The organism is Flavobacterium sp. CAN_S2 (assembly GCF_015752255.1).
GTDB lineage: Bacteria > Bacteroidota > Bacteroidia > Flavobacteriales > Flavobacteriaceae > Flavobacterium.
Genome location: NZ_JADOVA010000004.1, coordinates 140262 through 163640 on the forward strand (window position 1 = coordinate 140262; position 23379 = coordinate 163640).

General features: G+C 35.7%; 28 protein-coding genes and 2 pseudogenes. 9 read left to right on the plus strand and 21 right to left on the minus strand.

The features are described from left to right. Nucleotides 1-13: 13 nt before the first annotated feature. Nucleotides 14-106 (plus strand): annotated as a pseudogene (locus IWX80_RS17045) (heavy metal-binding domain-containing protein); the annotation flags it as partial. Next, nucleotides 106-549, plus strand: a complete 444-nt coding sequence (locus tag IWX80_RS12410) for a universal stress protein (protein WP_158234602.1) — start codon at nt 106-108, stop codon at nt 547-549. The pseudogene IWX80_RS17045 and the gene IWX80_RS12410, both read left to right, overlap by 1 nt. A gap of 169 nt (nt 550-718) precedes the next feature. On the opposite strand, the gene IWX80_RS12415 is transcribed toward IWX80_RS12410, so the two are convergent. The 4 genes from IWX80_RS12415 to IWX80_RS12430 form a co-directional block, all read right to left on the minus strand. Continuing rightward, nucleotides 719-1093 carry a DUF4136 domain-containing protein gene (locus IWX80_RS12415; protein WP_086452971.1) on the minus strand — a complete coding sequence of 125 codons (375 nt, stop codon included), beginning with the start codon at nt 1091-1093 and terminating at the stop codon, nt 719-721. Beyond that, on the minus strand, nt 1080-1352 hold the full coding sequence (locus IWX80_RS12420; protein ID WP_086452970.1) for a DUF4136 domain-containing protein: 273 nt from the start codon (nt 1350-1352) through the stop codon (nt 1080-1082). The genes IWX80_RS12415 and IWX80_RS12420 overlap by 14 nt, the downstream gene beginning before the upstream one ends. Before the next feature lie 65 nt (nt 1353-1417). After that, nucleotides 1418-1969: a hypothetical protein gene (locus tag IWX80_RS12425; protein ID WP_086452969.1), complete on the minus strand. Its 552-nt coding sequence runs from the start codon at nt 1967-1969 to the stop codon at nt 1418-1420. Nucleotides 1970-2065: 96 nt separating this feature from the next. After that, complete coding sequence (locus tag IWX80_RS12430; RefSeq protein WP_196853702.1) at nt 2066-2674, minus strand: c-type cytochrome; 609 nt, start codon at nt 2672-2674, stop codon at nt 2066-2068. Between the two features lie 489 nt (nt 2675-3163). Here IWX80_RS12430 and IWX80_RS12435 point away from each other — a divergent pair, with 489 nt between their 5' ends. The 7 genes and pseudogenes from IWX80_RS12435 (at nt 3164) to IWX80_RS12465 (ending at nt 9108) form a co-directional block, all read left to right on the plus strand. Further along, complete coding sequence (locus IWX80_RS12435) at nt 3164-3544, plus strand: ArsR/SmtB family transcription factor (RefSeq protein WP_099715364.1); 381 nt, start codon at nt 3164-3166, stop codon at nt 3542-3544. Next, nucleotides 3541-4173, plus strand: a complete 633-nt coding sequence (gene merTP, locus IWX80_RS12440) for a mercuric transport protein MerTP (protein ID WP_196853703.1) — start codon at nt 3541-3543, stop codon at nt 4171-4173. Before IWX80_RS12435 ends, merTP begins: the two co-directional genes overlap by 4 nt. Before the next feature lie 81 nt (nt 4174-4254). Then, nucleotides 4255-5913, plus strand: a complete 1659-nt coding sequence (gene merA / locus IWX80_RS12445; protein WP_099715362.1) for a mercury(II) reductase — start codon at nt 4255-4257, stop codon at nt 5911-5913. A gap of 35 nt (nt 5914-5948) precedes the next feature. Then, nucleotides 5949-6260: pseudogene (locus IWX80_RS12450) on the plus strand (heavy metal translocating P-type ATPase); the annotation flags it as partial. Between the two features lie 314 nt (nt 6261-6574). Further along, nucleotides 6575-6898 carry a helix-turn-helix domain-containing protein gene (locus tag IWX80_RS12455; protein WP_099715361.1) on the plus strand — a complete coding sequence of 108 codons (324 nt, stop codon included), beginning with the start codon at nt 6575-6577 and terminating at the stop codon, nt 6896-6898. Between the two features lie 499 nt (nt 6899-7397). Beyond that, nucleotides 7398-7970 (plus strand): helix-turn-helix domain-containing protein, encoded by a 573-nt coding sequence (locus IWX80_RS12460; protein WP_196853704.1) that lies wholly within the window; start codon nt 7398-7400, stop codon nt 7968-7970. Then, complete coding sequence (locus tag IWX80_RS12465) at nt 7957-9108, plus strand: tyrosine-type recombinase/integrase (protein ID WP_196853705.1); 1152 nt, start codon at nt 7957-7959, stop codon at nt 9106-9108. Before IWX80_RS12460 ends, IWX80_RS12465 begins: the two co-directional genes overlap by 14 nt. An 11-nt stretch (nt 9109-9119) precedes the next feature. Here the strand turns inward: IWX80_RS12465 and IWX80_RS12470 are convergent, their stop codons facing one another. From IWX80_RS12470 to IWX80_RS12550, 17 genes are all read right to left on the minus strand, one after another. After that, nucleotides 9120-9458, minus strand: coding sequence for a helix-turn-helix domain-containing protein (locus tag IWX80_RS12470; protein ID WP_196853706.1), 339 nt, complete (start codon nt 9456-9458; stop codon nt 9120-9122). 40 nt (nt 9459-9498) lie between these two features. Continuing rightward, nucleotides 9499-9786, minus strand: a complete 288-nt coding sequence (locus IWX80_RS12475) for a hypothetical protein (protein WP_113636981.1) — start codon at nt 9784-9786, stop codon at nt 9499-9501. A 6-nt stretch (nt 9787-9792) separates the two neighbouring features. After that, a complete protein-coding gene (locus tag IWX80_RS12480; RefSeq protein WP_196853707.1) occupies nt 9793-10596 on the minus strand; it encodes a hypothetical protein in 804 nt (267 codons plus the stop codon). A 30-nt stretch (nt 10597-10626) separates the two neighbouring features. Then, nucleotides 10627-11472 carry a conjugative transposon protein TraN gene (gene traN, locus IWX80_RS12485; protein ID WP_196853708.1) on the minus strand — a complete coding sequence of 282 codons (846 nt, stop codon included), beginning with the start codon at nt 11470-11472 and terminating at the stop codon, nt 10627-10629. A 19-nt stretch (nt 11473-11491) separates the two neighbouring features. After that, nucleotides 11492-12796: a conjugative transposon protein TraM gene (gene traM, locus IWX80_RS12490; protein WP_196853709.1), complete on the minus strand. Its 1305-nt coding sequence runs from the start codon at nt 12794-12796 to the stop codon at nt 11492-11494. A 90-nt stretch (nt 12797-12886) separates the two neighbouring features. Further along, nucleotides 12887-13297 carry a hypothetical protein gene (locus IWX80_RS12495; RefSeq protein WP_196853710.1) on the minus strand — a complete coding sequence of 137 codons (411 nt, stop codon included), beginning with the start codon at nt 13295-13297 and terminating at the stop codon, nt 12887-12889. A gap of 13 nt (nt 13298-13310) precedes the next feature. Continuing rightward, entirely contained in the window at nt 13311-13931 is a 621-nt protein-coding gene (gene traK, locus IWX80_RS12500) for a conjugative transposon protein TraK (RefSeq protein ID WP_196853711.1), read from the minus strand. A gap of 17 nt (nt 13932-13948) precedes the next feature. Beyond that, the gene (traJ, locus tag IWX80_RS12505; protein ID WP_196853712.1) at nt 13949-15145 is read right to left on the minus strand and encodes a conjugative transposon protein TraJ; all 1197 of its coding nucleotides are present in this window, start codon (nt 15143-15145) and stop codon (nt 13949-13951) included. Nucleotides 15146-15157: 12 nt separating this feature from the next. Then, nucleotides 15158-15793 carry a TerB family tellurite resistance protein gene (locus IWX80_RS12510; protein ID WP_113637000.1) on the minus strand — a complete coding sequence of 212 codons (636 nt, stop codon included), beginning with the start codon at nt 15791-15793 and terminating at the stop codon, nt 15158-15160. Next, nucleotides 15790-16401 carry a hypothetical protein gene (locus IWX80_RS12515; protein WP_334682354.1) on the minus strand — a complete coding sequence of 204 codons (612 nt, stop codon included), beginning with the start codon at nt 16399-16401 and terminating at the stop codon, nt 15790-15792. Before IWX80_RS12515 ends, IWX80_RS12510 begins: the two co-directional genes overlap by 4 nt. Nucleotides 16402-16431: 30 nt before the next feature. Continuing rightward, the gene (locus tag IWX80_RS12520; protein WP_196853714.1) at nt 16432-17124 is read right to left on the minus strand and encodes a conjugal transfer protein TraI; all 693 of its coding nucleotides are present in this window, start codon (nt 17122-17124) and stop codon (nt 16432-16434) included. Nucleotides 17125-17181: 57 nt separating this feature from the next. Beyond that, nucleotides 17182-19647 carry a TraG family conjugative transposon ATPase gene (locus tag IWX80_RS12525; protein ID WP_196853715.1) on the minus strand — a complete coding sequence of 822 codons (2466 nt, stop codon included), beginning with the start codon at nt 19645-19647 and terminating at the stop codon, nt 17182-17184. 38 nt (nt 19648-19685) lie between these two features. Further along, nucleotides 19686-20003 (minus strand): DUF4133 domain-containing protein, encoded by a 318-nt coding sequence (locus IWX80_RS12530; protein ID WP_196853716.1) that lies wholly within the window; start codon nt 20001-20003, stop codon nt 19686-19688. 48 nt (nt 20004-20051) lie between these two features. Then, on the minus strand, nt 20052-20390 hold the full coding sequence (locus IWX80_RS12535) for a DUF4134 domain-containing protein (RefSeq protein ID WP_113637010.1): 339 nt from the start codon (nt 20388-20390) through the stop codon (nt 20052-20054). A 138-nt stretch (nt 20391-20528) separates the two neighbouring features. Continuing rightward, a complete protein-coding gene (locus IWX80_RS12540; RefSeq protein WP_113637013.1) occupies nt 20529-20996 on the minus strand; it encodes a hypothetical protein in 468 nt (155 codons plus the stop codon). Nucleotides 20997-21198: 202 nt separating this feature from the next. After that, entirely contained in the window at nt 21199-22398 is a 1200-nt protein-coding gene (locus IWX80_RS12545; protein WP_196853717.1) for a hypothetical protein, read from the minus strand. A gap of 39 nt (nt 22399-22437) precedes the next feature. Beyond that, complete coding sequence (locus IWX80_RS12550) at nt 22438-23325, minus strand: helix-turn-helix domain-containing protein (RefSeq protein ID WP_196853718.1); 888 nt, start codon at nt 23323-23325, stop codon at nt 22438-22440. Between the last annotated feature and the right edge of the window lie 54 nt (nt 23326-23379).

The following is a 23379-nucleotide window of genomic DNA, read 5'->3' on the forward strand; positions in this document are numbered from 1 at the left end:
AATGGAAACTCAAAAAACGTATACCTGCCCCATGCACCCAGAAGTTACTTCGGATAAACCCGGAAAATGTCCCAAATGCGGAATGAATTTAATGGAGAAAAAAGAATGAAAATTCTACTAGCAACCGATGGTTCAAAATATAGTAAAACAGCAATTAATGAAATTGCCAACAGGCCATTTCCGCCCAAAACCGAAGTGTGCATTCTTGCCGCATATGAAATTACCTCCATTTTAAACACTTTAGAACCAATGGGTGTTTCTCACGAATACAATGCGAAATTTGATGAAAACGCATTTAAAAATGCAGAAAAAAATGCAAAAAGTGCAGCCGAAATTCTTGAAAATAAAAATCCAAATCTGTTAGTAACCACAAAAATAGTTGCAGGTTCACCAAAAAGTGTAATACTTAACGAAGCCGAAAAATTTAAAGCCGATTTGATTATAGTTGGTTCACACGGATATGGAGCAATCGAGCGTTTTGTTTTAGGCTCTGTTTCGCATTCAGTTGCGTTACATGCAAAATGTTCGGTAGAAATTGTTCGTAAATAAAAAACTTAACAATGGACAAACACATTTCCATTTTGTAGTACGGTATTATTGAACTTACTGTTAGATTTAAGAACCTAATGTAAGTTCGTTACTGAAAATATATTGTGAAAAAGATTTATATTCATTAATTTTTCTTGGTCTGTTGTTTAATTCATTACCAATAGAGAATCTAATTTTTTTTCGGACGCTTGTGTCCATTAATAGGTTTTATGGGATAATTATCAAGAATGTCATACACAGCAGGATGTAAGTTATCCCCAATATAAGATGGGTCATATAAATCCCCTTTAGCAGTTCCTGTCCATACAAGTTTATTCAGTTTCCTGTCAATTATATTCAGCGTGATTGCGCCTTCTGTATATTCGACCTTTTGGGTTACATAAGTGGTATAGTTGTAATTATAGTGATGGAGGTAATAGTGATTGCTGGGATAATGATAGTAATAGGGGTTGTGATAATACCAACCCGAAGGATAAGTGTAACCAGGAGTACTGACTGATTTCTCCTTTTTAACGGCAGTGATAACTAAGTCAAGAAAAAACATCCGGTGTATCAATGCTTATTTTGTATCCTCTCTCTCCCATGCAATGAGTGAAATAGTTGCGTGTATTGTTGCGAATAATCTGATTATTGTATTCGCCTTGAGCTGTGTCTTTATTCGGTAGCCACGCAAACGTTTTGTATTTTGTAAAATCAACACTGCGATCATAATCGGAAGTGATTTTCGTATAAACCCCGCATCCGGCAATAGCGAGGAAAAGAAGACCAATTAAATAGTTAAATAATTTTCTATGTGTTTTCATGTTTCTATTTTTTTATGCAACACTTTCTTAGTGAAGCTATTGTTATTTGATTTGAATGGATTTCATTAGTTTGATTTCTTAAGTACAGTCTGAAAAATTTGTATCGTTATTTCATTGTTCCATCCTTCTGGCAAATCGATCCCAAAATCACTTAAACGCAATTTAAAGTTGAGTGTAAGTAAACAGGAAATGGTTTCGTTACTTGCAATGTGTATAAGCAATCCGTTTATATATATTCTTTTCGCCTTTCCATTCAAATGCAACTCAGCTTCAAAATTTAGTTTGTGATCTGGATGTTGTAATGTCTCCACGTAAGGAATGTTCAGTTGTCCTTTCAGGACTACCTGCCCCATGTTTGAGTTGATAAGCTTCACATTCAATGAATCTGTTTTAGTACGTAAAATAGCTGGATTAAACGTTAGTTCCATTACAGCAGTTTCATAATTGATTAAAACAAACAAACGATTGCTATAGGCTATTATTATGGAATCTCTGTACGAGCCAATAACCTCTATACTTCCTTCCCGGGTTCGGTATCTTTGCTGTGCCTTAGCTGAAAAGCTCCATAGTAGTAATACTATAGTGCATATCCATACTGTTTTTAGAATTTTTGCCATTACTTTTTGCTTAATTGCGAAATATATTTGTATGTAATTGCTTTTCTGAATCGGTTATTATCATTTGAATTATTTATGTTTTTTTCATTCATTTTCCTAATGATTTTGCCCTTGGTGTTCCATCATTTCGCCTGAATTTTTCAGAGAATTTACATAAACATAAACCGAAAGGATTTCTTCTTCGCTTAAAATGTTTTCCCATGCTGCCATTGCAGTTCCCTTCATTCCTTTTTTTATGAGGTATATTCGCCCCTGATCTGAATAAAATGATGAATGTTCAGGGTCAGTAAAATCGGCTGGCTTTGGTTGTAATGTTGCTGCTCCAGGACCATCGCCTTTACCGCCACTTCCATGACAAGTAAGACAATATTTTGTGAATATCTCTTTACCTTGTGCAAGTTGTTCCTCTGTGCCGAGAGATACGGACTGATTATATTTTTCGCCCAATTCCTGTTTTAACCATTTGCGCGTTTCATTCATTTGTTGTGAATGCCCACTATGTCCATAGTTGTCATTTTCTTCTCCCTTTTGTTGAGGGTGGTTCTGTTCAATTTGTTCTTGGTTTTTTTCGGAATTTCGGCAAGAAGTAAGCATCAGCAGTGCATACATCAATGCGGTAATGATTACAAACTCGATTTTGGCAGTTCGGAGCAGTTTACACAGAGTGTGACTGAAGAACTCACCATATTGTTTAGATTTTTTCATAGTTCTGTTTTAGTTTTTAAATTAAACCATCAACGAAATACAAATTCTCGATACTTTTTACTAAAAAACACTTGAATTAGATGTAAAACACTATTCTTCAGTGATTTAATATAAATTTACGATTTATTTAAGTATGTAACTTGGAATTTTTTATTTTTTTATTTCCACAAATAAATAATATATATCATGCTGTAGGAATGATTAACTTCATAAAACGATTACGAGTTTTAGGATCTTTCCATCCTGCCATTACCGTCACCTCTCTCTAATAACACTTTGTCAATGCTTATAATGACTCAAGTCAAAGTATTTACCGATGGTAATTTGAGTACAGTTTGAATGAAAAGCAATACTAAATCATTTACTTTAAAAATTGAAGTATTCATTTCAAAGTAAAATGTTAAACTTATTTTTATTATTTAAGCATTTGCTTAAATAATAAAACAATTAACTACATTTGTTTAGTATTCAATTTAAACAATTACAACAATGGACAATAATCAAACGTGTATAAGAGTTTTGGCTGATAAAAATCAAATCAATACCTGTAAAAACAAATTAGAAAATAACAGCAACGCTTTTGAACAATTGAGTGGTTTATTAGCATTAGCTGGCAATGAAGTACGACTAAAAATAATGTTTCTTCTTGAAGAAGAAAATGAACTTTGTCCTTGCGACCTTGCCGATATTTTAGAAATGAGTATTCCTGCCGTTTCACAACATCTACGCAAAATGAAAGACGGAAATGTTATTGAAGCAAGACGGTCTGGCCAAACTATTTTTTATTCTCTAAAATCAGAACAATTACAAATACTTCGTCCCTTTTTTAAATACATTATTAGTCAAAATTCAAATTTAGAACTCATATGAACACAAATTCAAAATCAGGAAAACTTGCTGTAGCAAGTATTTTATCAGCAGTGACAGCATCACTTTGTTGCATAACGCCCGTTTTAGCTTTTATTTCTGGAGCTTCTGGCGTAGCATCAACGTTCTCGTGGTTAGAACCTTTTCGCCCTTACTTAATTGGAATAACTGTTTTGGTATTGGGCTTTGCTTGGACTCAAAAACTAAAACCACGAACGACCGAAGAAATACAATGTACTTGTGAAGAAGAGGATAAAATACCATTTGTGAAAACTAAAAAGTTTTTAGGCATTGTAACGGTGTTTACTTTTTTAATGATGGCTTTCCCATACTATGGACAAGTTTTTTATCCAAAAGCGGACAAACAGCTAATTGTTGTTTCTTCTGATAATATACAAGAAGTAAAATTTAATGTGAGTGGAATGACTTGTGCCAGTTGCGAAGATCACGTTAAAAATGAAATAAACAAATTACCGGGAATTGTAACCGTTTCTGCTAATAGCAACGAAGGAATCGCAGTTGTAAAATTTGACAATAGTAAAACGAACAAAGAGGCTATCATAAAAGCTATTAATACCACAGGTTACAAAGTATCAGGAGAAGTACCAACATCCGTAAATCCTCCACATTGACAAACTGGACACGTTTGTGGTCTAAACGGTTGCAAATAATTTTTTTGACTCTATTATTAAGCATTTAATTAAAATAAGAAAATGAAAACAGAAAATATAAAACTCGATATCGCAGGAATGACCTGCGACCATTGTGCCACAGGCATTGAAAAAATGCTTACCAAAAATGAAGGAGTAACAGAAGTAAAAGTGAGTTATCAAAACGGCAGTTGCGAATGTTCTTTCGACCCTTCTAAAACTAGTAAAGAAGAAATTATCAATACTATTAACAGCACAAAAAATTATAAAGTAGCTCATACTGCTGAAACTAAATGTTGTAATACAAACGCAAACCACTTCGATTTAATTATCATCGGTGGTGGTTCGGCGGCATTTTCGGCAGCTATAAAGGCCGAAAGTTTAGGATTATCGACCTTAATGGTAAACGGTGGTTTAGACTTTGGCGGAACTTGTGTAAACGTAGGTTGTGTCCCTTCTAAAACCCTTATTCGTGCAGCGGAAACAGCTTATCACGCAACACATTCCAATTTTTCGGGCATCAAACCCAAAGGTGTTGCTATAGATTTTGCTCAAGTAATTAAAGACAAAAAACAATTGGTAGCCACGCTCCAGAAGAAAAAATATATGGACGTGGTAAGTGATTTTCATAACCTGAAAATGCTAACGGGTTGGGCAGAATTTTTAGATACTAAAACCATTGTGGTCGATGGTAAAGTAAAATATACGGCTCTAAAATTTATCATTGCCACAGGAGCAACTACCAATATTCCAATTATTGAAGGGCTAAACGAAGTAGGTTTTCTTACCAACGTTTCGCTTTTTGATTTAGAAGAAAAACCCGAAAGCATGACCATTATGGGGGCTGGTTATATTGGTTTAGAAATTGCTATGGCTTACAATCGTTTGGGCGTAAAAGTGCGTATCATCGAGTTTACTGATCGTGTGTTGAGAACACAAACGCCCGACATCAGTGAAGCCTTGGAAACACAAATGCGTAACGAAGGTATAGAAATCCTGCCAAATTTTAGAGCAGTAAAATTTGATAAAAAAGGAAATGAAACCATTATCCATTGCAAATGCCCTGACGGTTCTTTTACACAAATTATCGAAAAAGGAAAAGTTGTAGTGGCATCTGGCACAACACCCAATATGCAAAAATTAGGATTGCAAAATATTGGTTTGGAACTTGCTAAAACAGGGCACATTTTGGTTAACGAAAAAATGGAAACCAATTTACCTAACATCTATGCAGTAGGCGATGTTACCAACACGCCTGCATTTGTTTACACGGCAGCCTTTGAAGGTAAAATTGCCGTAGAAAATGCTTTTACGGGAGCCAATAATGAAGCCGATTATTCTTCCTTGCCTTGGGTAGTTTTTACCGATCCACAAGTAGCAGGAGCAGGATTGGACGAAGCACAGGCAGAAGCCCAAAACATTCCTTTTGAAGTAAGCAAATTAGAATTAAATAACGTTCCAAGAGCTATTGCAGCCAATGACACAAGAGGATTTATCAAATTAATACGAAATACCGAAACCGATAAATTGATTGGTGCTAGAATTGTTGCTCCCGAAGGTGGCGAACTCATTCAGCAATTGAGTATGGCTATCAAGTATAATATAACCGTAAAAGAATTGGCAGAAAGTTTTTATCCTTATTTAACATTAGGCGAAGGCATAAAACTAGCAGCCATCACTTTCGGAAAAGATGTTGCCAAATTGAGCTGTTGTGCTAGTTAAATTTTAATATGAAAAACGCGACTACAATTCTATATGATGCACAAGTAATCGCTTTGGTCGATGCAGGAATTGCCAAGGGAGATTTAGGAAGCGATGCCACTATCGAAACTGCCGACATTGTTATTCAAAACGACCAGCCCACGAAAATTTTTACAGCAATAAATATTGGTAGAAAAACAAAACAAATCGTTTGGCAAAACATTGGGTTGGCATTCACAGTAAAAGCAATTGTAATGGTTCTTGGTGCCTGAGGTTTAGCCACCATGTGGGAAGCTGTTTTTGCCGATGTTGGTGTGGCTTTATTAGCTATTTTGAATGCAGTTAGAATACAGCGAATGAAGTTTTAATTTGGTATAGCTATTTTACAATTAATTATTAACATGAATCAAGGATTGAATCTATAACTTAAATTCGAAATACTTACTTGGAAATATTTTCTAATTTTTCCAAATCTTCAATAAAATAGTTCGACATTTGTTTGGACGGGGCTACTTGACCGAACAGTTCGAACCAACATTTCTCCTTAATGGATTAGATTTCTTATAGTCCTTTAACCAGTAATCATTGGAAATTAAAAGCCAAACTCCCCCTTTAAAGGACATGTATTATCTCCAATGTTGGTATTAAATACTTTTACATGAGATTTAAATAACAGATCGCCATGAAGCCATTTACTTTCGACCAAATACCCGTAATGATGAACAAAATTCATGATAAATTAGAGCATTTGGAAAAACTTATTATAAGAATCTCTAATGTAGAAGAAAATAAAGAAGAAGTTCTAAACATTCAAGAAGCATCAAAACTTTTAGATCTATCGGTATCAACAATCTATAGTAAAGTATGTAAAAGGGAAATCCCAGTTAATAAACAAGGTAAACGTATTTATTTTTATAGACATGAGTTAATGAAATGGATTAAGTCAGGTCGGGTAAAAACTTATTTAGAAATCCAAAATGATATTGAAAAAAGGTCAAAAATCTAATATTTAGATTTTTGACCTTTTACTTTTTAACCTCCATCTATAAGTACTCTAATCATACATCACTTAGTTTTTTTTTATGTCAGTGTTATAATCAATATTCAAAGTTTATAACTATTTTTGTATAAACAACTCCCATGAGTTATGTTATCTTGATAAGGATATCTTTGTTTTATTTTGCGATATTTTGCTTTAAATTGTACCATAATTGTACCACTGAAGTTTAAAACTCTATTAAAGTAAGGAAAGTTATTTTCTGCATCGGAAAGTAGTAGAACAAAGCATCACAAAACAACAATAAACAAACGAGTTAAAGTATTGATAAACAATATTTTAACTCGTTTTTATTTATATTATCTTTTTGATATTATGTTTTATTTTGATTAGATTTGTACCTTATTTGTACCTCAAAATCTGAGGTACAAAAAATATTTTTTTTTGGCCAATTTATGGCACACAGAGACACACATAGTCACAGTGGGACACCTAAAGTCACATTACTATGAGTACAAACATTAAGATTACGCGCATCTGTGAATTCTGCAAAAATGAATTTACGGCACGTACAACAAGAACGCGCTACTGCTCATTAGGCTGCAATAGCAAAGGTTACAAATCGATCGTAAGGCAGTCGAAGATCAAACAAAGTAATAAGCAGACCGAGAGTGCCAAAAATCCTGAACTTGAGATAGTACGAGTTAAAGATTTCCTTAGCATAAGCCAAGCGAGCATTTTATTTGGAATTAGTCGAAGAACATTCTACAGAATTATTTCTAGAGGAGAACTAGATGTAGCAAAATTTGGTACCAGAACAGTCATTAGAAGGTGCGATGTTGATTCATTTTTTTCGCTTCCGCTGGATCAATCTGTTCTTCGCCCAACTCAAGAATTTCCTGGTTTGGAGAATTGCTATACAATAACGCAAATACAGCAAAAATATGGAATTTCTTCTGGTGCTTTGTACATGCTTATCCAAAGACAAGGTATAGTAAAGTATGCAGTAGGCAAATATAATTATGTAGCCAAGAATGATATAGATATAATATTTAATACAAAAAGCCATGGAAAAGAGTAATGTAACGTTGAGGCAAAAAGATATTTCAAACGAAAGAATATCCCTTTATTTGGATTTTTATCCTCCAATCTTGAATAACAATAACAGGTATACTAGACGCGAGTTTTTGAAAATATATCTTTTCAAAAAGCCAAAAAATCAACTTCAAAAAAATTCAAATATTGAAAACCGCCATATAGCAGAATTAATTCAGATGAAACGACAAAATGAGATAAGTAAAAAAAACATATATACTTCATTTGAAAAAGACCAATTACATATTCAGGCTATTGGTCGCGAGTCATTTCTCGAATATTTCAATAAACTGGCACAAAAGAAAATCGGCAATAATCGAAGTATTTGGAAATCTGCAATTACACATTTTGAGTCTTTCTTGGAAGGAAAAGATATTTGTTTTAAGGATATTTCTATTTCTTTAATGGAAGATTACAAAGAATACTTGCTAAATGCAAAAAGTTTAAGAGATACAGGGAAAAAGTTATCTAGCAACACATGCTTATCATATCAAAACAAACTCAGAACCACATTGAAAAAAGCATACAAAGAAGGCAAACTAAAAACTGATATTAATGCTGGTATAGATTCTATTAAAGAACAGGAAGCTCACCGTAATTTCCTTACTCTTGAAGAGGCAAAAAAACTATTTGATACTCCTTGCTCTAATGACCTCGTATATCAGATTTCCATGTTTTCAATTTTAACAGGCGTCCGTTATTCCGATATTGCAAAACTTTTGTGGTCAGAGATAGTTTATATCGAAAAAGATGGTTACTATATCCGATTTAAGCAAAAGAAAACTGGAGGAATGGAAACACTTCCGATACCTCATGAAGCTTTTGAACTTTTAAGACCTAAAGTAAATGAAAATGATAAAGTTTTTGCAGGTCTGAAGAAATGGGATGTAGACAGGATATTACCAGTTTGGATTGCAAGGTCTGGTATAACGAAGCACATAACTTTTCATTGCTTTAGACATACTTATGCTACCCTTCAGTTATCATTCGGAACAGATATTTATACTATTTCAAAAATGCTAGGACATAAAAATGTTAAAACAACCCAAATTTACGCGAAAGTTATTGATTCAAAAAAGAGGGAAACAACTGCTAAGATAAGTTTAAAAAGACTTAGCGTTTAGAAAAAAAGATGTTACTTATATTTAGTGGAATTGAATTTCAATTCCACTTCTTGTTGAATTTCTACGGTAGTTTTAATTCTTCCTGATTTAATCCAATCCAGTAGTTCCGATCTATAAAAATAAAGTCTTTTACCTTGCTTATTGACAGGGATTTCATTTTTACAAACCTTAGTATAAATAGTGGCTACGGATAATTTCAACAGTTCAGCAGCACCTTCAATTGTTAACAGCTCTGCATTTTTATCTGAATCATGTATTTTCCTTTCTTTGAGAAGCTTTTCTATCTTGTCAAGCTTAACAAACAATTTTCCAATAATATTTGGCAAGTCCTCAAAAGTAAACTGTTTCATAATACTACTATTTAGAGTATAAAGGAATACGATATATAAGTTACTGATCGACGAAAAAGATAGTACTCCCTTGATTTCGCTTGCGGGTAGACTTGTAAATAATATAACCATACTCGTTGAGTTCCCGCATGCATTTATAATATGTTTTTGGTGAAGCAATCTTCGCTAAATCCATAATTTCATATCGGTACGCTTGTATTGGATTACCAAAACCCTTACCCGCTCTAAACTGCAATAGTGCGACATAAATACCAATATGCGTAATGCTAATACGGTAATCATTCTCTATTGCTTTAAAGAAATCGGATAAGGGCTTTAGTACTTCCATCAAAATCTACATTGAATTAGACTGTTTTCTTTTTCTCTTTTTGGCTTCCTGGGGAGCAGCAGGTCCATCGTCATTAGTATTTTGACTCTGTTTTTTATTATCCTGCTTCTGTGAGGTATTTTGTCCTTCTGATTGCTTTTCCTCTTTCGTCTGGCGGTTGTCAATGCGTTTAAGATTTCCATCGTAGGCATTGATAGTTTTAAACTGTGGATTAGCTTCAATATAATGCTTGACTTCTTTACCGTCTTTCAAGAAAGTGGCCGATTGTAAGTTTCCTTTTTTCAGGGAATCCGTTAAATCTTCTTTAAACTTAGCAGTATCCAGTTCCTTGATTGGATGTTTGGACAGCGCTGCCTCTAAATCATACCCATAATTTTGATGATATTGATTCAGTTTGAAATTGCCCGCACTGTCAGATTCCTTAAAATCCATTTGTACCCATGTGTTATAAACCTGACCTTCTTTACTGGTTAAATCTTTATTAACTGCTCTTCCTTCCATGAGGTTGTAGGCTTCCTTCATGGTAATATTGCTGCCCTTATTGATATAAAAAGTCTGTTCTAATGCTTCTTTAGAATTTTCTTTTTGCAAATCCACTTTATAGGAGTTAAAGAAATACATATCACTCTGATCCGACTTCTTAAAATTCAATGTTGCTGTCGCACTATCGTTGCCATATTGAGAATTGTGTGTCAACGTAAAGCTTGGTTTTTGCTGTTGCATTTTTTCCTTTAACTCACTTTCTAATCCTTCACCGAAACCGGTGTACTTTACCTGATCGCGTAGGTATTCAAAATTTTTATCGTTCATGACTTTTTAATTTAAATGATTAATAATTAGTTACAGTTTAGGCAGTACAGAAACCTGTACCAATTTTTTGTTTTTTACCTGAATTACCAAATGTCTGCCACCATTCTTTTCCATCAGCTGTAGCACTAAATATTTCTTCTCCGGAATAGTGAATTTTGGCACCGCAAATACAAATGTATTTTCAGATTCTTCGTCAATTGTTTCATAGTTGTTAAGAATATAAAGTGGTGAAATTTCGATTTCCTGAGAGGAGGTTCGTTTTATTTTTTTACTATCTCGAATAAAAAATCGAAACTGGTCAACATCATACTTTATTTTGGAGTGGTTCGCCACTACTATCCTGTAATACATTATATCATTTTGGATAAAAATTCCATTGAGGTGTAATTTCAAACCATATCTGCTCTCTTTACCACCTTCAATCTTACTTTTGTCATACAAGGCCAGCTTGGAATAAAGCTTTAATTCCTTTTCGTTGCCAATCCCTACAGAAAATAAAACGTTCTGTTGGAACGGTTCAGTCGTATTCATAGAGAGATTTAAATTGGCATTTTGCTCATCATATCGTAGAAGGAAAGAATACAATTTGCCATCAGCTGTCACTACCGTTAGATTGGTTGGGATAAAGTCCATCTTAGCAGCCTTAATCTGTATTATATTTTCAAGGCCTTTGGCTTTTTGAACCAAAATATCCGCGCTACCACGATCGACACTTTTAATGGCGTAAGGGAATACAATATTGGTCGTTTTGGAATACCCAATGGACAGAGAATTGGGCGTAATCTCCGATAGACTGTTTTTACTGCTTTGCTGGGCAAAAGCACCGATGGTAATGAGTACTGAACACACCATTAGCATTACATTGATCTTTTTCATAATTACTAATTTTTAGTTTTTAATTAGATTCGTTTTGTTTTTGCTTTTCGTCTCGTAATAAAACCTGATAGCCTGCCTTCACTACTACTTTGACAAGCTTGGCTTTTTTACTGAATAGGGTTTTCGCCGCCTCAATACCAACACCAGCTGCTTGTACTCCCCATGAATCGTCAAGAGATGGAACACCAAGAGTCTGAACAGAGCGGTCTGCTGATGCTTTAGCTAATTCTCTATTGATAGCTCCAGGCATGTAAATGCCGTGAAGTCCATCCAAATCGTAGACAGTAAGTTCAACTGGAAACAAAGCATTCTTATACCGAATACTATTAATTTTTATGATGAGCCTTTCTCCTTGTAAAGAGGCTATTCCGAACAGGAAATTATTCTTTGGAATTTCTACTCCATTAACAAAGACAGCAGTACTCAGCCTTAACTTTATTGTGGAACCATTTACTATAGTTTGTGTTTCATGAATTACCGCTGCTACTGCATTTTGAAGGGTCTCCACAACTACTGGTTCATCCAAAGAATAAAATGCGTTCTGTTTATTCCTCCCATTAAATGTGGTACTGCCAGGTGGGGTAACTTGCAGCGAAGAAATACTAGTGTCCCCTTCCGAGCTGGCAATTGAAAATACTTGTCCTCTTTGGGATTCAGAAACCTTCCTTAATTTTTGCTGAACTCTGTCAGGATGTTGTATATCCAGTATACTTTCCAGCATGCTACTAAGTTGTTTCAATTCAGGGTCCGGTTCATTATTTTGAGTATTCATCGACTGCATCATTTCTTCCAACTTGTTAACGTCTTCGGAATGCAGCGCGCTTTCGCTACTTTCTGCATAATGGAGATCGTTTCGCCTTGATGTCGGAGCAACTGGCGTATTAATAACTCTTTGAAGTGCCTCCAACTTTTCATGCACTTTTGCTTCGTTTGGGTCTCGGTACATTAAAGCATTTAGTGCTCGTGAGCTATTTCCGGAAGGTATTTGATAATGAGATGTGCGACCGGTTTTTGTGGAATCTTCAAGAAAATTTCTACTGAGGTAATTGGGATCTTTGCTAATAAGCTCTTCTAGCTTTGAGGAATCAAGTGCTGCCTGATCGTAATAATGCATTTTATCTAAATCCAGCCCTTCTTTCAAATTTGCATCCGGAAGCGTGCTATTAAACCCTTTTTTCTCGGTGAGTGAGGAGTTCGCAGCATTCATTTTGCCGCCTCCCAAAACCCAAAATATAATAGTGAGAAAAGGCAGTACTAGTAATGGCATGATTAAAAGTATTTTGCGCTGTCTTAACATTTTTGGTGATTTCATTTTTGCTTCCATGATATTATTTTTTATTTTGTAAATGGTAATACTTGTCTACTTTGTCCAAGCTGTCTAGTAGTCCTGGACGATTTTGATTGATGCTGTCCTTTATTTTTTCCCTGTCGGACTGCGCCCTAAACTGTCCATATACCGGCGAAAGCGGATCGTTTTTTCATCTTCCCCTTTACTAATTAGTACTTTTAACTGATCCATTTTTTCATGGGTTTGTATAGTATTTGTAGTCTTTACAATTCGTGTAATCGGTATAGAACTGACATCAGGTTCAGAAAAGCTATCTACCATCACATAAATGCTATAACTACTGGTTGCAATTGTAAAAAAGATTAAAATTATTGTCCAACTTCTGCGGGACCAATGTGCCGTCTTTCTCTCCAGCCAATCTGCAAATTTGTATTGCAACCGATGGTTGGCTTCATCTAATTGTTGCAATAGTCTGATTTTAGTTCGATCTTTTCCTGCAGGGTCTTGCGTGGTGCCATTTTTAAATTTGTATAGCATATCGGTAGTGTATTTATTTACGGTTCTCGGTGCTCAAATCTCGATTTTCAATTGTATTCCATCGCTCGACTAAAAAGCCATGCGGATTGTTGTCACTTCGGGAAACATTCCGAAGATTGCCCTCTGTTACAAGGCTACGGTGCGCAATACTGGTCGTTCTGATGATATTCTGAGTGGCATAGCACCGGAAATGATATGGATATTTATTAATATCAATAGCTACACTATCCACTTCTAGCGTCTGACTGATATTACCGGAAATAATACCGGAATAATACCCATTCTCTTTTAAATCATCGTAAATACGTTTTGCACTGTCATCTGCGAGGTATAATGCCTTCGTAATATTGGTTTTTATAACCTTATCATCGGGATCGAGAGTGAAAAATAATTTATGAAAAGTCATAACGTGGTCTCTTGCCTCTACCGGGATATTGTCTTTTCTGTCTGAAGCAAACGCTTCTAATGCTTTACCATTAGCCAGTATGTAAACTTTATCCTGCATCTGCGCTACCAAAGCAAAACTTTTGTACATAGCAAAACAGCTCAGTATAATACTTCCGACAACAACCACAATTGTAAAGCTTCGAACATGCCGAAAGGCGGTATCAATATTTTTCATTTTGCTAAACATAATCCGTTTTTTAGAGGTTAGGAATTGCCTTTTAATTTATCGCCCATATAACTGTCTTTATCTTTGAAATACGGCGAGGAGCCACTAGATCCAGATAGACTTTGAGACATTCGTCCAGCAGCATTGCCCATAGCATCCACCACCATTCCCGCACCTGAAGATGCGCTGTTAACCGCAGAATTTGCCGAGTTGTTGAACATACTGGTCACTTTTTGACCCAACGCCCCTGCACCACCTGCATGAACTATATAATTAGCGACGGAGGGAACGGTGAAATACCCGATGATGCCAATAATCATAAACACCAAATAGGCCATATCTGTTTTACTAAAAAAGGTATCTCCGTATTCGCTCGCTTGTGCGATGTCCAGTTGAAGCATCTTTTCTTGAATTTTTCCTATGATACTGCCAAAAATATTCGCTACGGGAAGCCACAAATAGATATTTATATACCGCGCGAGCCAGACCGTCAGTGTGTGCTGAAAACCATCAAAAACCGATATACCAAAAACTAGCGGTCCCAAAATAGAGAGTACGACAAGCTGAAAGGTCCTAAGGGTATCAATGCAAAGTGAAGCAGCTTCAAATAGTACCATCAATACTTCACTCATCCATTCTTTTACTGAATTACGAAAATTGAATGAGGCCTTAGACATTGCAAATTTCACATCATTTCCGATTCCTTCCATAATTCCTTCCTCAGAAGGATTGGCATCATCATGGGTGTATTTATACCATTTGTCTCGATCGCCACTGCCATCTGCTCCCACATACATCTTCCAGGAATCCGTTTCTTTGATCGCCTCTTCTTTTTTTCTAAGCAGCAGTCCAATAGCCTTATTAGAGCCTTCCACCATTGATGCGGTTGCTGTAACCGTGGGTTTCATCACTCCATTAATTAAATCCAGCACCGAAGGAAAAATCATAATGCAGAATCCGATTACAAATGGACGGAACAGCGGATAAAAATCGATGGGTTCAGCACTTGCAATATGCCTCCAAACCCGAGAGGCGATGTACCATATGGCTCCAAATCCTGCGATTCCCTGCCCAACTCCGATAAGGTTGCTGCACAGAGGCATCATTTCGTCATACAATTGGTCCAGTACGCTATGTAAGCTATTCATGTCATTCGCCATTCCTTGGGCATGGCTAGTTACAGGCAACAACATCCCTGCGGTAATAGATACTATAGCCTTACTCCTCTTCATCATAGCAATTTGTATTTAATTATTTACTTGGTAGATGCTACGCATTGCATTGATGTCATTGCGTTCTTTAGTTCGTTGAATGCCTAATACGGAAGTATTGTTGTTAAAATTCCGAAGAAAAGAGAGCTTGTCCTGCATGTCAGCGTATACCTTGTCAATGGCGGCAAGTCTTTCATCATCTGACATTCGCAGGGTATTGGCAGAAATGACCGAGGTCAACTCATCCAGATTTCTTATGCTCTCTTTAAATAGCTTCGAATAGACCTTTTCGAGATAAGCAATTTCCTCTGGATTGAAATTGCCACTGTTCCTGAATCGATTAAATGCAGCTTTGTATTCTTTTACTAACAGTACTTGATAGTGGATGATTTCACCCACTCGCTTATACTTTCTAACAGTTGGACTGACCTGCATCAGCGCATCAAGAAATGTTTCATGCAGACTAAAATTTCCTTTGGACAGATCTTTAACAACATTGTAGCCTCCGTTGAGAATTTGATAGCCTTTTTTCATATCAGTCAGAATCTGTTTGAATTGAGCTAGCTTTTCGATATTCAGAATTAGCTGTTGCATTTCTTGAGATTGAGCAGCAGCTTGACTGGGAAACAATAGTCCCACCAGCATGATAAGTACAATCAGTAGTCGTTTCATGGTATACGGTCTTTTAAGCCCTGCAACGCATGGCTGGTTTTTACATCTTTGGATTCAGCGCTCCTGGAGAAACCCATCATTCTGGTTTGATTGCTGAAATCATCACAAAAACTTTCACTCTCCAGCATATTTTGATAGAGTGCATCAATTCTTTCTAATCGTTCATCATCTTTGAGCTCCAACTTCCCTTTTGTCAGTACTGCAGTAAGTTCATCTACTGTTCCATCACAATCTTTAAGCAGTCGATCCAAAACCCTTTTAACATAAGCCACTTCGTCACCATGAAATAAATCGTTTTGATTCACATAGCGCATGGTGCGACTATAACTCTTCAGAATCTTTACTTGAAGTGCAATGATCTGAGCAACTCTGGAATAGTTTTTTATCTTTGGATTAATAGTGTTCAGAGAGTTGAAATAATCAAGATGAAGATCCAATTCCCCTCGTTTAAAATCACCTATCACGTTAAGCCCTTTCTTTGCGATGGAATATCCTTTTTGAGCATATCCGATATACACTTTAAAGGCTGCAATTTGCTTTAAGAGTTCTTCTCTTTGTTTTGCCTGTGCGCGCATGTTTACATTGAAAAGTCCTATAAGGAGTATCAAAACTGCTATCTTTTTCATGACTTTAGTTTTTTAATTGGGAATACCGTAGAATTTCTTTATGGCATTCACATCGTTATTTGATTTTGCTCTTTGAAGGCTCAATTGTATGTTTTGCCTGTTAAACCGAGAAAGATCATAATAAGTAGCATCAATTAGATCGGCTGCAGTATTGATAATTTCAAGCCGTTTAGCATCAGTCATTTGCATAGTAAAGGATTCTACGACTGAAAATATCTGATCAATATTATTCATACTTTCATTTAATATCCCTGAATATACTTTTTGCATGTATACCAATTCATCGGCCTTAAAATGGTCGTCCCGCTGAAACAGTTTCCAAGCTCTTTCATATTCAGCAACAAGCCGAACTTGCTTTTGGGTGATATCCCTTATTCGCTGATAATAAGTTATAATGGATTTGACCTTCGCGAGTTCATCATAGTATCCTTTATACAACTCTTTTTGTTTTTGCGTCCAGTTGGATATCTCATCCAGTTTCACTTTGGACAAGACATTTTCCAATTTCTTTTGGGCATTCTGCAACCAAATCGTTTTATTTTGCAAGCGCTGGATGCGAAGATCAATTGCTTTTATGACAGCAGCAACGGCATCTTTTATTAACCCAATTATAGGAACGGCTACCACTGTTGTTGCTGGTCTGGCAGGGATACTGAGCAGTAATAGACAAAGTAGACCCACCATCATGTTTTTCTTTGCGTTCATAAGTAGTAATTTTTTGTTTATCAAGTATTTAAAACTGCAACTTCTTTTTTACTGTCATTATTTTTGACGCAAATCATTCGCAAGTGCCGCAATCCCTTTTTTAATATCACCATCGAATTTCTTGGCGTAAGCCTGTACTTTCATTTTTTCTGTTTCTTCAGTTGTATACGCTAAATACTCTTCAAGGGATACTTCTGTGCGATAGACTTTAGAGAGCATGCCTCCCAACGAAATAAAAACTTCTTTGTATTTTTTATCTGGATCATTTGATTTATTAACCGATAGCACCAATGCTTTTTCCTTTTCCGTTAGACCTAGCAATTCCTGAATTTGGTCGAATTTATTCTGGTATTTACTTTGGTCCAGCAATATTTTACAATCGCTATTATTGATGATTGCCTGCTTGACCACTGGCGATGATATAATGTCCTCTACTTCCTGTGTGACCACTATAGCTTCTCCGTAAAATTTTCTAACAGTCTTAAATAAATACTTGATATATTCAGCCATACCTTCCTTAGCAATAGCTTTCCAAGCTTCTTCGATTAATATCATTTTTCGAATGCCCTTAAGCTTGCGCATTTTACTGATAAATACCTCCATGATAATTATGGTAACCACTGGGAAAAGTATCGGATGATCCTTAATGTTATCTAATTCGAACACAATAAAACGCTCTTTCATGAGCTCCAAATTTTCAGTAGCATTGAGCAAATAATCAAATTCTCCGCCTTTGTAATACGGGCGCAAAACGTAGAGAAAATTGGTTACATCAAAATCCTTTTCCTTTACCTTATCGCCTTCAAGCACCTGGACAAAATCAGTTTTTAAGAATTCGTAAAAACTATCAAAACAAGGAAACAGCGATTTATCTGCCTCCAATTTTTCATAGTATAATTGTAACGCATTGGATAATGCTACATACTCACTTCGATTGAAGGTTTCGTTGTCTTTTTTCCACAAGGCCAGCAATAAGGTTTTAATACTTTCCTTTTTCTCTGTATCCAATGTATCTCCTTCACTGATGTAAAAAGGATTAAAGCGGATTGGATTCTTTTCATCATAAGTAAAATAATACCCACCCACCATGTCACACAACCCCTTATAACTGTGCCCGACATCCACTATCACAATATGGGTTCCTTGTTCGTAATAGCTTCTCACCATATGGTTGGTGAAAAATGATTTTCCACTTCCTGAAGGACCTAATATAAACTTGTTCCGATTGGTACAGATTCCCATTTGTATGGGTTCATCACTGATGTCAACATGCACTGGCTTCCCAGTCAAACGATCGCCCAAACGTATTCCAGTAGGGCTAAGAGAGGAACGGTATCCGGTTTCCATATTCAGGAAGCACACCGCCTGTTCCGCAAACGTATCAAAAGTGTCATTCATAGGGAAATCAGCTGCATTACCGGGAATTCCTGCCCAATATATTTGAGCGGCTCCAACAGTTTCCTGCTTTGTGGCTGCGTCCATTTGAGCCAACGCTGATGACACCTTATTTTTTATAGTCTTCAGCTCTTCTTTATCCGATGCCCATGCCAAAACATTAAAGTGACCCTTAACGGGCAAGCGTTGCTGACCAATTGCTTCATTTAGAAAATCATTGGTAGCATCACGGGCAATTAAATTTTCCCTGCTGTACGCCGATAAGGACTGCAAGCGCAATCTTTTACTCTCCAGCTTTTGCAGTGTTTTTTGGGCATCCTCTATGAAAATATATTGGTTGTAAATGTGATTACAGGAAAGCAATTGTCCTAACGTAGAGGCGAATCCGATGCTGAATTTGGTCTTATCAGTGGAGTATCGATCAAAATTTATTCTGGAACCGCAAAGAGCGGGAAGATCCGCTGCATCGCCCAGCGTGTAAATTTGACAGTGTTTATCGCCCACCTGCAATCCATCACTGAATCCAATATCTTGATACACAATAGATTCTTCCTTTTCAGAAAGGGAACAGTAACGCTCTATAATTCCTATCTTTCGGCTTTGACTTCTCAGTTCATCATTTGTTAAGCGCGTTAATTTTACAAAACCGCTATCTTCCAAAATTCGTCTGAACTGACCCGTACTGTCTATAAATTCCTGACGCAGTTGTGCTTGTAATGTTTCTTCTGGAACTATTGAACTTCGAAGTAAATTGGAAAACAAGGAACTTGATTTTTTCCTGCCGCCTGGTTTTTTGGTTAATAAAATGTAGCAGGAATGATCCAAAAAAGGACACTCGTTAAAAAACCGTTCACTGCTGCGGGTTAGGAAACTGGTATCCTCATTTCTGAAATCCGCTTCAAACTTGCTGTCAATAAACCAATCTTGTTTGTGAAACACGCTAAACTTTGGTAGTAATTTTATAGCCTTGAGCCAGGCTTGGTGGAATGCTTCATACTCTTGGTCTGACAACGTAAATATTTCCGGCAATTCTGCCTTGAATACTACAGTCACATCACCTTGTTTCGAGAGAATACAATCATGCTCCACATCCATAATCGGTAAAATATCATCTATCATCTTTTCCATCTTCATCGCTTTTACCTGTTTATAATTTTTGGAGATTGCTATTTTTCCATTTTGAAAATCTGACGGCTGTGAATTCTTATGGCTTCAGGAACTTGTCTTTTCGCTAAAGCTTTCATCATGCCATGTTCCCCATATTTACGACTCATCTTATATACTTTTACAACTAAAATAGTTCCTGATCCACCGACCACTCCAACGCAAACCAGTGATGGCAAACCAATGATATACAGTGCTGAAAACAGGAATAGAAGAACTATAACGCCACCACCTAAATACCAGATATATTGTGCTTTAAGACCTTTAAATTCAATACTCTGATTAATACCTTTATTGATTTGATATACACTATTTGCCATGGATACTATTGTTACTTTAAATATTAAAAACTGTGACCTGTAACACATTTAAACCCCAAAGAAAGATTTGATCACCGTAGCGACCACCACTAAAAAAACGCAACTGCCAAACCAAGCCGCCGCTACTTTTCCGGTATCAGGATCACCAGCATTCCATTTTTGATAAACCTTTACAGCTCCAATCAAACCCAGTATTGCACCTACGGCATACATAAGCTCTGTACCTGCATCAAAATAGCTTCTTACCTTTTGATTGGCTTCGTTAATTCCAGCAACCCCGTCTTGCGCATGAGCCGTGACATAGCCAACAAATAATAGCAGCACAGCTAAAACAAATCGAATTTTTGTTACTGTAAACTTCTGTAATTCCCTCCCGCGATTTTTCATAATACATCATTTTTAAAGTTTTGTTTTAAGTACTAAAAAGCAGAGGAATACCGCTGTTACTACACTCTTTTTCCTGTCACATTAAGCCATACCGCATAAGAGCAAACAGGGATAATTCCTCCGCAATAGAATTTTAATTTATGCATCCCATAACACATGCACTTCCTGTTGCGTTACATGAATCATCTCGAGTTTATCACATTCAGACGCTACTAATTCGCAGATTGAAGATCGAAAGGGCGAGTTCTTTACAGTCGGAAATTCATGGAGAACCAAACTCAGATAATACATAAATTCCTTTTTGGGGAGTTTTCTTTGCAATGCATCTGCAACAAGATTTTTCAATTTTTCTACCAAATCCTCTACATCTTGAAATGTTTGGTCGGTCTGAGTTTCATTGATTGCTGAAGGAATACCATTCGGAGATTCCAGATAACCTACCTTTGATTGAACTTGAGGAAAACTTCGAATTGAAAACTTTTTTTTCCCCGTTATTAGATCTTTCAGTTCTGTAAAATAAAATCGAAAGCCTACAAATAAGTACCAGCTTGCTGTAAGCAGGACAATTACAAGTAAATAATTGACCCATGAAATGTTTGTTAACATACGTTCTTTATTAAATGTTTAACTTCCTTGATAGTAATAAAAACATTAACCCTAGGCAATGATTTATTTTATATTTCAAAGGAACAATTTGAAAGTCAATACTACAAGTACAACTTTAATCTGTACCCTTCTGTACCCTTTAATTAAAGTAGTTAGCAATAATATTAAGTCTTGTGTGGTCTAGGATTTACTAGTAGTATAGCTAATACGACTTTATCTTTTTTATGATTTTTTCTAAAGTCTGAATAGCAATCTCTTTGTCTCTTTCTTCTGCATTATAAGACTTGCTTCTAACGGATTGATAGGATAAATCCTTTTTAAAAGGGGTAGAAAGATATGGTACGATGGTTTTAAATATTTGGCTCATCGATCTGGCTTTCAAAATCCGGGATTCATCGGTAGCTCTCAGAATTAATCCCATTTGATCGGTCGATAATATGCACTCAATTTTATTATCTAAAGCTACCGTTGCATCAATGTGCTTGGTTTGCACACCAATTCTCGAACTTGCGTTTAATTCGATTTCTCTCTCTAAATAGGCTACTTCATGCTTGAACCAATTATGTAAAACACTTTTAATATTTTGCTGGCTGGGCTCAAACATAATGCTCTCGTTAGAATATAACTGACGAAATTCCTTAAAAATAAAAAGTAGCTTACTCATCCTATCAGTTAAAGTAGTTTGCATATCTAAATTGCTGACAATTCTATTAATCAAACAAGTGATGTAAACTTGAGCATTAAAATTCAAACGAATAAGCAATTCATCCAAAGAGGTATAAATGTCTACACTTTTTTCAGATTCATCGAAATCATCGATACTTTTAAAGAGTTCTTTTTGATAGAGAATCTGTCTGTATGTAATTTTATAACTTCTGTTAGATTGGATTAGTTGGTAAAGAACGGAGATGACAGACTCCATGATATTTTGATGAATTTCATTCTGCCATTTTTTTCTTTGAAGCTTCTCCAGTTTTAAATGCAATTCATTTCTGGAAACAATAAGATAAGTGATCGGTACGCGTTCGTCCAAACTCAGATAAGTAGCAAAACGGATTTCTATAAAAGATAGTAGTTCCTCTAAAGCACTGATTATAGTGTCGATGCTAGTTGATAAATTTGGAGCATTAAAAATTGTATTTTTTCGATTTTCAATAACATTATCCAGCAAAAAGATAAGTGTAGAATGATATTTTCGAATTAAAAGTCGAATTTGCCTTTTCTTCCTTAAGGAAAACACTTCATTCTTGAGTTGGAACTGAATCTTTTGAGATTCTTTGGCAATATTTTCGGACGTTAACGACAAAGTACTTTCTGATATTGAACTGCTAGTTGTATTCTTTGGGTCAAAGGTTTGCAAAATCAAAGAATCTAACCATTCTAATGGGTGGGTTTTTATCATTATGCTATTGTTTTAATTTACAATTAAATGCAACGAAAACTACTGGTTCTTCAACCTTTCGATAGCATTTGTGCGATATCTAGATGGTGCAATGGATGTATGTCTTTTAAAAAAAACACAAAAGGTGGAAGAATTACTAAAAGAAAGCTCTTCAGCTATATCGGCTACTGATAACTGGGAATCTTCCAGTAAATTTTTCGCCTCTGCAATAATAGATTCTGCTATTAAAATTTTAACCGGTTTTCCGGTGATCTGTTTTACAATTTTACTCAAGTATCCAGCAGTAATAAACAACGAACCGGCATAAAATTTAACGCTATGCTGCTTTTTACAGTGAATGGATAATATGGTAAAAAATTGTATCAATATCCTTTCTTTTCTGTTGAAATTCAAGGCGGCTTGTGAAGTATATTTAGCATGAATTGATCGCAATTCGTACAACAGTAAATTAAAACTAATGCGTTGCAATTCCGCTTCTATGCCGTCAAGTTTACCCTCTTTCCTTATAAAATAAATAAGTTTGTATATGAGTGATAGAACTAAAAAATCTTTTTGATCCAATGTAATTTTCAGGGAAGGCCTTGCGATATAAAAATAAAACGCATTAACTAACTCTTTCTTGAAACAATTCTGAGTGGCAAATTCAGCGGTAAATGCTATTAGATATAACTTCAGTTTGTCTTCTGCATCCAATAAAGTTAAAAACGTATTTTTTGGAATCACAATTAGATCTTGGGCTGATAAATCATGAACGGTATCTTTTAACTGAATTTTAAAAGCACCAGATTTTATAAGTAAAATGCAAAAATTATTGACAATAAAAGACTCCTGGGAATCCGTTTTTAACACATACTTTTTGATGATGCAGAATTGCAGTCCATGGTAAGGACTTTCATTTAATTCACTATTTATTAATTCATTTATCATGCTGGTGACAGTTTACATGTTCGATAGGTATAGTCGAGGTGCATTATTTTTGAT

What these genes read in the sequence shown, in the direction of transcription:
- IWX80_RS12520 (WP_196853714.1), bottom strand. Translation starts at nt 17,124, where the DNA reads ATGAACGCAAAGAAAAACATGATGGTGGGTCTACTTTGTCTATTACTG.
- traM (WP_196853709.1), bottom strand. Translation starts at nt 12,796, where the DNA reads ATGGAAGCAAAAATGAAATCACCAAAAATGTTAAGACAGCGCAAAATA.
- IWX80_RS12460 (WP_196853704.1), top strand. Translation starts at nt 7,398, where the DNA reads ATGAGTACAAACATTAAGATTACGCGCATCTGTGAATTCTGCAAAAAT.
- IWX80_RS12480 (WP_196853707.1), bottom strand. Translation starts at nt 10,596, where the DNA reads ATGAACGATAAAAATTTTGAATACCTACGCGATCAGGTAAAGTACACC.
- IWX80_RS12430 (WP_196853702.1), bottom strand. Translation starts at nt 2,674, where the DNA reads ATGAAAAAATCTAAACAATATGGTGAGTTCTTCAGTCACACTCTGTGT.
- IWX80_RS12540 (WP_113637013.1), bottom strand. Translation starts at nt 20,996, where the DNA reads ATGTTAACAAACATTTCATGGGTCAATTATTTACTTGTAATTGTCCTG.
- merTP (WP_196853703.1), top strand. Translation starts at nt 3,541, where the DNA reads ATGAACACAAATTCAAAATCAGGAAAACTTGCTGTAGCAAGTATTTTA.
- IWX80_RS12425 (WP_086452969.1), bottom strand. Translation starts at nt 1,969, where the DNA reads ATGGCAAAAATTCTAAAAACAGTATGGATATGCACTATAGTATTACTA.
- IWX80_RS12455 (WP_099715361.1), top strand. Translation starts at nt 6,575, where the DNA reads ATGAAGCCATTTACTTTCGACCAAATACCCGTAATGATGAACAAAATT.
- IWX80_RS12545 (WP_196853717.1), bottom strand. Translation starts at nt 22,398, where the DNA reads ATGATAAAAACCCACCCATTAGAATGGTTAGATTCTTTGATTTTGCAA.
- traK (WP_196853711.1), bottom strand. Translation starts at nt 13,931, where the DNA reads ATGTTTAGCAAAATGAAAAATATTGATACCGCCTTTCGGCATGTTCGA.
- IWX80_RS12495 (WP_196853710.1), bottom strand. Translation starts at nt 13,297, where the DNA reads ATGCTATACAAATTTAAAAATGGCACCACGCAAGACCCTGCAGGAAAA.
- IWX80_RS12415 (WP_086452971.1), bottom strand. Translation starts at nt 1,093, where the DNA reads ATGTTTTTTCTTGACTTAGTTATCACTGCCGTTAAAAAGGAGAAATCA.
- IWX80_RS12420 (WP_086452970.1), bottom strand. Translation starts at nt 1,352, where the DNA reads ATGAAAACACATAGAAAATTATTTAACTATTTAATTGGTCTTCTTTTC.
- IWX80_RS12535 (WP_113637010.1), bottom strand. Translation starts at nt 20,390, where the DNA reads ATGAAAAATCGCGGGAGGGAATTACAGAAGTTTACAGTAACAAAAATT.
- IWX80_RS12470 (WP_196853706.1), bottom strand. Translation starts at nt 9,458, where the DNA reads ATGAAACAGTTTACTTTTGAGGACTTGCCAAATATTATTGGAAAATTG.
- traN (WP_196853708.1), bottom strand. Translation starts at nt 11,472, where the DNA reads ATGAAAAAGATCAATGTAATGCTAATGGTGTGTTCAGTACTCATTACC.
- merA (WP_099715362.1), top strand. Translation starts at nt 4,255, where the DNA reads ATGAAAACAGAAAATATAAAACTCGATATCGCAGGAATGACCTGCGAC.
- IWX80_RS12465 (WP_196853705.1), top strand. Translation starts at nt 7,957, where the DNA reads ATGGAAAAGAGTAATGTAACGTTGAGGCAAAAAGATATTTCAAACGAA.
- IWX80_RS12435 (WP_099715364.1), top strand. Translation starts at nt 3,164, where the DNA reads ATGGACAATAATCAAACGTGTATAAGAGTTTTGGCTGATAAAAATCAA.
- traJ (WP_196853712.1), bottom strand. Translation starts at nt 15,145, where the DNA reads ATGATGAAGAGGAGTAAGGCTATAGTATCTATTACCGCAGGGATGTTG.
- IWX80_RS12410 (WP_158234602.1), top strand. Translation starts at nt 106, where the DNA reads ATGAAAATTCTACTAGCAACCGATGGTTCAAAATATAGTAAAACAGCA.
- IWX80_RS12510 (WP_113637000.1), bottom strand. Translation starts at nt 15,793, where the DNA reads ATGAAACGACTACTGATTGTACTTATCATGCTGGTGGGACTATTGTTT.
- IWX80_RS12550 (WP_196853718.1), bottom strand. Translation starts at nt 23,325, where the DNA reads ATGATAAATGAATTAATAAATAGTGAATTAAATGAAAGTCCTTACCAT.
- IWX80_RS12530 (WP_196853716.1), bottom strand. Translation starts at nt 20,003, where the DNA reads ATGGCAAATAGTGTATATCAAATCAATAAAGGTATTAATCAGAGTATT.
- IWX80_RS12475 (WP_113636981.1), bottom strand. Translation starts at nt 9,786, where the DNA reads ATGGAAGTACTAAAGCCCTTATCCGATTTCTTTAAAGCAATAGAGAAT.
- IWX80_RS12525 (WP_196853715.1), bottom strand. Translation starts at nt 19,647, where the DNA reads ATGGAAAAGATGATAGATGATATTTTACCGATTATGGATGTGGAGCAT.